Annotated in this window: 6 protein-coding genes and 1 pseudogene; 1 reads left to right on the plus strand and 6 read right to left on the minus strand. The window is 67.5% G+C overall.

Annotation, left to right across the window (positions count from 1 at the left end; all coding sequences use genetic code 11):
* The 4 genes and pseudogenes from StrepF001_RS44330 to StrepF001_RS44345 form a co-directional block, all read right to left on the minus strand.
* A pseudogene (locus StrepF001_RS44330) lies at positions 1 to 362 on the minus strand (ubiquinol-cytochrome c reductase cytochrome b subunit); the annotation flags it as partial.
* Positions 359 to 1,408 (minus strand): Rieske 2Fe-2S domain-containing protein, encoded by a 1,050-nt coding sequence (locus StrepF001_RS44335; protein ID WP_129803735.1) that lies wholly within the window; start codon positions 1,406 to 1,408, stop codon positions 359 to 361. The pseudogene StrepF001_RS44330 and the gene StrepF001_RS44335, both read right to left, overlap by 4 nt.
* Positions 1,405 to 2,217: a c-type cytochrome gene (locus StrepF001_RS44340; protein WP_129803736.1), complete on the minus strand. Its 813-nt coding sequence runs from the start codon at positions 2,215 to 2,217 to the stop codon at positions 1,405 to 1,407. Before StrepF001_RS44340 ends, StrepF001_RS44335 begins: the two co-directional genes overlap by 4 nt.
* Before the next feature lie 68 nt (positions 2,218 to 2,285).
* Positions 2,286 to 2,906: a heme-copper oxidase subunit III gene (locus StrepF001_RS44345; RefSeq protein ID WP_129803737.1), complete on the minus strand. Its 621-nt coding sequence runs from the start codon at positions 2,904 to 2,906 to the stop codon at positions 2,286 to 2,288.
* Between the two features lie 191 nt (positions 2,907 to 3,097).
* On the opposite strand from StrepF001_RS44345, the gene StrepF001_RS44350 reads away from it, so the two are divergent.
* Positions 3,098 to 3,499, plus strand: coding sequence for a response regulator transcription factor (locus tag StrepF001_RS44350; RefSeq protein WP_129803738.1), 402 nt, complete (start codon positions 3,098 to 3,100; stop codon positions 3,497 to 3,499).
* Between the two features lie 35 nt (positions 3,500 to 3,534).
* Here the strand turns inward: StrepF001_RS44350 and StrepF001_RS44355 are convergent, their stop codons facing one another.
* Together StrepF001_RS44355 and StrepF001_RS44360 are read right to left on the minus strand one after the other, a co-directional pair.
* The gene (locus StrepF001_RS44355; protein ID WP_129803739.1) at positions 3,535 to 4,806 is read right to left on the minus strand and encodes an Ig-like domain-containing protein; all 1,272 of its coding nucleotides are present in this window, start codon (positions 4,804 to 4,806) and stop codon (positions 3,535 to 3,537) included.
* A 141-nt stretch (positions 4,807 to 4,947) separates the two neighbouring features.
* Positions 4,948 to 5,346 carry a cytochrome c oxidase subunit 4 gene (locus tag StrepF001_RS44360; protein WP_129803740.1) on the minus strand — a complete coding sequence of 133 codons (399 nt, stop codon included), beginning with the start codon at positions 5,344 to 5,346 and terminating at the stop codon, positions 4,948 to 4,950.
* Between the last annotated feature and the right edge of the window lie 98 nt (positions 5,347 to 5,444).

A 5,444-nucleotide genomic window follows, 5' to 3' on the forward strand; every position in this document is an offset into this window, starting at 1 on the left:
GCCCAGTGGTGGATCTGCCGGATGAGCAGACCGCCCCGGACGTCGAAGCTGATCTCCAGCGTCGAGGCGAACGCCTCCGACATGAGCTGGCCCTGCAGCGGGACGTAGCTGCCGTGGTACTCCACCTCGTTCATCGACGGGTGGAAGAACAGCGTCAGGTACACACCCGTGAGGATGATGATGATGAAGCTGTAGAGCGCGATCTCACCCAGCATGAAGGACCAGTGATCCGGGAAGATCTTGCGCATGTTGGCCTTGGCCAGGGAGTAGATCCCCAGCCGGCCGTCGGCCCAGTCGGCGACGCGCTCGCCGGCCGGGGCCTTCCCGCGAGAGCGGGACTCGGGGGTGGTCGTAGTGCTCATCCGCGCTCCCAGAATGCAGGGCCGACGGGCTCTGCGAAGTCGCCGAGCGCCTCGAGGTAGCCCTCGTCGTTCACGCCGATGCGCAGCTGCGGAAGGGCGTGGCCGGCGGGGCCGAAGATGACCCGGGCACCGTCGGAGAGGTCGAAGGTGGACTGGTGGCAGGGGCACAGCACGTGGTGCGTCTGCTGCTCGTACAGCGAGATCGGGCAGCCGACGTGGGTGCAGATCTTCGAGTACGCCACGATGCCCTCGTGCGACCACTCGAGCTCGCGCTTGTCCTTGATGTCGCCCGGCTGGAGCCGCACGATCATCAGGGCCGCCTTGGCGATCTCGTTCTGGAAGTCGTGGTCGTGCTCCTCCAGGCCCTCGGGCTTGGCGAACGTGAGCGAGCCGACGGCGACGTCCGAGGGACGCAGCGGCTCGTTCGTGTTCATGTTGACGAGGAGCTTGCCCTTCTTCCACAGCGTGTGGCGCAGCTTGGTCTCGGGCAGCGGGCCGAGGTCGCGCAGCAGGACGACGCCGGAGAGCGGCACCAGGGTGAGCGCGCCGAGCATCGTGTTGCGGATCAGCTTGCGGCGGCCGAGCGCCGACTCCTTGGCGCCCTGCTTGAAGTCCGCGTGGACCTTCGCACGGACCTCGGGGGACGCCTCGATCGGGTGGCGCTCGTCGGCGATCTCCACGTCGGACATCAGGGTGCGGGCCCAGTGGACCGCGCCCGCGCCGATGCAGAACAGCGCGATGCCGAGCGTCAGACCCAGCGCGAAGTTCAGGGCGCTGAGGTGACCGATCGGGAAGACGAAGATCGACTTGTCGACCGGAATCGTCACGTACGCGGCGATGAAGCCGACGGTGGCCAGCATCGACACCGTGAACAGCAGGGCGACCGTACGCTCGGACCGCTTGGCGGCCCGCTCGTCGATGTCCTGGATCCGGTGCTCGTGGGGCGGCAGGCCCGGGTCGGCGAACGGATCCTTCTCGTCCGCGACCGCTACGGCGCGGTCCTGCTCAGCGGGCAGGTTCTCTTCTGGAATGTCTTGGCTACTCATGACTTCTTGGCCTTTGCGGTCCGAGCGGCGACCCAGACGGCGACCGCGACGAGCGAGCCCAGACCGAAGACCCACGAGAACAGGCCCTCAGTGACCGGCCCGAGGCCGCCCAGCTCCAGACCGCCGGGGTTCTCCGTGTTGGAGCTGTTGACCGCCTCCAGGTACGCGATGATGTCCTTCTTGTTCTGCTCGGTCAGCGTCGTGTCGGGGAAGGACGGCATGTTCTGCGGGCCGGTCTGCATGGCCTCGTAGATGTGCTTCGGGTCGACGTCCTCGAGGGTCGGCGCGTACTTGCCCTTGGTGAGCGCACCGCCCTTGCCGGTGAAGTTGTGGCACTGCGCGCAGTTGTTGCGGAAGAGCTCGCCGCCCTTGCCGATGTCCGCGCCCTCCGTGCCGTACTGCTCCTTGGTCGGGACGGCCGGGCCGGCGCCGAGCGAGGAGATGTACGCCGCGAGCTGGTCGATCTCGGCCTGGGTGTACTGGACCTTCTTCCGCGGAAGCTGGGCGCCCTGCGAGGTCGCCGCCGGCATGCGTCCGGTGCCGACCTGGAAGTCGACCGCCGCCGCGCCCACGCCGACCAGGCTCGGACCGTCGGTGGTGCCCTGACCTCCGGTGCCGTGGCAGCTGGCGCAGCCGACGGCGTAGAGCTTCTTGCCCTCGTCGATGGCGAGGGACTGGGCGGTCTCATCGGCCTGCGCCTTGCCCGCGGGGGCGAGCGCGGTGTACAGCCCCCCAGTGGCCGCCAGCGCGAGGAGTAGGACGACGACCGCCGCCAGCGGATGGCGTCGTCGTGCGGAGAGCTTTTTCACGGATTACCCCGGTGTCAGGATCTTCTGCGTCGATGCTTCTGGAATGGGTGCTCGGGAGTCGGTCCCGGCTACTTGATCATGTAGATCGTGGCGAAGAGGCCGATCCAGACGACATCGACGAAGTGCCAGTAGTAGGACACGACGATGGCGGCGGTCGCCTGCTCGTGAGTGAACCTCCGAGCCGCGTAGGTACGGCCGAGGACCAGCAGGAAGGCGATGAGACCGCCCGTCACGTGCAGGCCGTGGAAGCCGGTGGTCAGGTAGAACACCGAGCCGTACGGGTCGGAGGACAACGAGAGGCCCTCGTGCCTGACCAGCTCGGTGTACTCGTAGACCTGACCGCCGACGAAGATCGCACCCATGACGAAGGTGACGATGAACCACATCCGGAGCTTCTTCACGTCACCGCGCTCGGCGGCGAACACGCCGAGCTGGCAGGTGAGGGAGGAGAGCACCAGGATCGTGGTGTTCGTCGCCGAGAACGGGAAGTTCAAGGCCGCGGCCTTCTCACTCCAGAACTCGGGTCCGGTCACCGATCGCAGGGTGAAGTACATCGCGAAGAGGGCCGCGAAGAACATCAGCTCGGAACTCAGCCAGATGATGGTTCCGACGCTGGTGAGGTTCGGCCGGTTGACCGACGGGTGCGCGTGCCCGGTATCTACTGTCGTTGCTGTCGCCACGACCGACATTATGTCGGTCGCTTATCCCGCCCTCACTCCGGGGGGTGCCGTTCGGAGTGTTCGCAGCGTGTGGACTGCCCGTATGGCCCACCGAAGGCGTGTCCGAACCGGTGTTGACGAGGTGTTCAAGGGAGTAGCATCCGCGGCATCGGGCCTTTCCGTCCGGCCTTTCCGTACGACACTGACGTCTCGGAGGAAGCATGCAGCCGACCGCCACGGTGCTGGTCTACAGCGACGACTCCAACACGCGCGCACAGGTGCGGTTGGCCTCCGGCCGGAGGCCGGCTCCTGACGTCCCTGTCGTGGAGTTCGTCGAGTGTGCGACTCCGGGTGCCGTCATCAGGGAGCTGGAGAAGGGCGGGATCGACGTCTGTGTGCTGGACGGTGAGGCTGTGCCCATGGGGGGCATGGGGGTGTGCCGGCAGATCAAGGACGAGGTGTTCAACTGCCCGCCGGTGCTGCTGCTCATCGGACGGCCTCAGGATGCGTGGCTGGCTACGTGGAGTCGGGCTGATGCGGCGGTGATGTTGCCGGTGGAGCCGGTGGAGTTCGCGGGGGCGTTGGCTTCTCTGTTGCGGCAGAAGAGGCTGGCTACCACCTGAGGGGACAGGGCGACAGGGTTTCGGCTGCGGCGCGCTCACACAGCCGTTGGTCGCAGTCTTGGCGTCTCCTTGGAGCCCGGGGCCTCCGGGTTGCCCACCAGTAGGGCGCTGCCCTGGCGCCACTTCTTCCAGTCGACGTTCCAGTCGCCGTAGCCGTTGCCGAAGGGCTCCATCATCTTGCCGTTGGAGTTGACGACCTGGACCACGTCGCCCTCGCGGACGTTCTCGTAGAACCAGCCCGCGTTGGTGGTGTTCATGCCGATGCAGCCATGGCTGACGTTGGCGGAGCCCTGATCGCCGACGGACCAGGGGGCGGCGTGCACGTACTCGCCGCTCCAGGTGACCCGGGTCGCGTAGTAGACGGGCAGGTCGTACGACTCCGAGGTGCCCTCGGCGATGCCGACCGTGGTGCCGCGCATGCGTACGAAGTACTCCTTGCCCAGGACGACCTTGACGCCGTTGCGGGTCTCGAAGCCCGACTTGCCCATGGTGATCGGGATGGAGTTGATCTCCTTGCCGTTCTTGTAGATCGTCATCCGGTGGGTGTGGGCGTCCCCGACGGCGATGACCTGGTCACCTGTGGTGATCTTCAGGGGCTTCGCCGGGCCGCCCCAGAGGTGGTCGCTGATCTTGATGCCGTCCAGGGTGCTGCGGATCCGGATGGTGGCGTGGGCGGGCCAGTAGTCCTTGGGGCGGTAGTGGAGCTTCTTGTCGTCGACCCAGTGCCAGGAGCCCTCCACCGTGGGGGTGGACTCCACCTTGAGGGCGCGTTCGACGATGGCACGCTGAGCCCTGTCCCTGACGGGCTGGTTCAGGTCGGCGGTGACGGGCTGGCCGACGCCGTACGTGCCCGCCACGGGGCCGAAGGTGGCGTTCAGTCGCTTCTTGGCGCGGGGCTTGCCGGTGTCGAAGGTGAGGACCCGGCGGCCGGGTGCCCCGTCCTCGTCCTCGGTGCTCACGCGGACCGTGTAGTGGGCGTCCGCGGCCAGCGGGGAGGTGCTGTGCCAGCGGCCGCCGTCCGCGGAGAGTTCGCCGGAGACGCGGCGTCCTGCGGCGTCCATGGCCGTGACGTCCGTGATACGGCCCTCTGAGGCGTCGGCGGTGACCTCCAGAGGCTTGTCCGGCTCGACCTTCTTCCCGGTGTCGGCGGGGCCGTTGAAGGCGATCAGCTCCGCCGCGTCGTAGGGCTCGGCGGACAGCGGGTGGCCATCGCTGCCGCAGGCGGTGACGCCCGCACCGAGAGCGATGACCACCAGCGTGCAACCGGCGGCTGTGCGGGTGCCCCGAAGGTGTGCTGTGTGGCTCATGACCTCACGCTATGGAGCTTCGTCAACGTCGGCGCGGTGAGTCGTCCGGACGAGGGAGTGAGGGCTGAGAAAGGGCGGGGAAAGGGAGAAGCCCGGACGCTCCTGACGGAGTGTCCGGGCTTCGGCGACGCTCAGCGCGTCCTACTGGGTGCGGTTCTCACCGCGGTAGTACTCGAAGACCCAGCCCCACAGGCCGACCAGCAGGATCGGCGCGGAGAAGTACACCAGCCACCAGCCGACCGCGACACCGAGGAAGGCGAGGGCGCCACCGACGGCCAGCGCCAGCGGCTGCCAGCTGTGCGGGCTGAAGAAGCCCAGCTCGCCGGCGTCGTCCGCGACATCGGCCTCCTTGTCGTCCTGTGCACCCGCGTCGACCCGCCGGGCCGTGAAGCCCAGGTAGAAGCCGATCATGATGGACATGCCGAAGGCCAGGAAGAGGGCGGTGGTGCCGACCGGCTCCTTCGACCACACGCCATAGACGATCGCCGTGGCGAGGATGAAGACGCTCAGCCACATGAACATCTTGCCCTGGATTCTCACTTGCCGGCCTCCTTGCCACCCGCGAGGGCGCTGGCACCGTGGCCGCCGTGCCCGAGCTCCTCGAGGGCGGCGATGTCCGGGTGATGCAGGTCGAACGC

Source organism: Streptomyces sp. F001 (genome assembly GCF_004187715.1).
GTDB classification, from domain to species: Bacteria; Actinomycetota; Actinomycetes; order Streptomycetales; family Streptomycetaceae; genus Streptomyces; species Streptomyces flavusporus.

Excerpts from the sequence above, each read along its gene's own strand:
- StrepF001_RS44350 (WP_129803738.1), top strand. The coding sequence starts at position 3,098 with ATGCAGCCGACCGCCACGGTGCTGGTCTACAGCGACGACTCCAACACG.
- StrepF001_RS44355 (WP_129803739.1), bottom strand. The coding sequence starts at position 4,806 with ATGAGCCACACAGCACACCTTCGGGGCACCCGCACAGCCGCCGGTTGC.
- StrepF001_RS44335 (WP_129803735.1), bottom strand. The coding sequence starts at position 1,408 with ATGAGTAGCCAAGACATTCCAGAAGAGAACCTGCCCGCTGAGCAGGAC.
- StrepF001_RS44345 (WP_129803737.1), bottom strand. The coding sequence starts at position 2,906 with ATGTCGGTCGTGGCGACAGCAACGACAGTAGATACCGGGCACGCGCAC.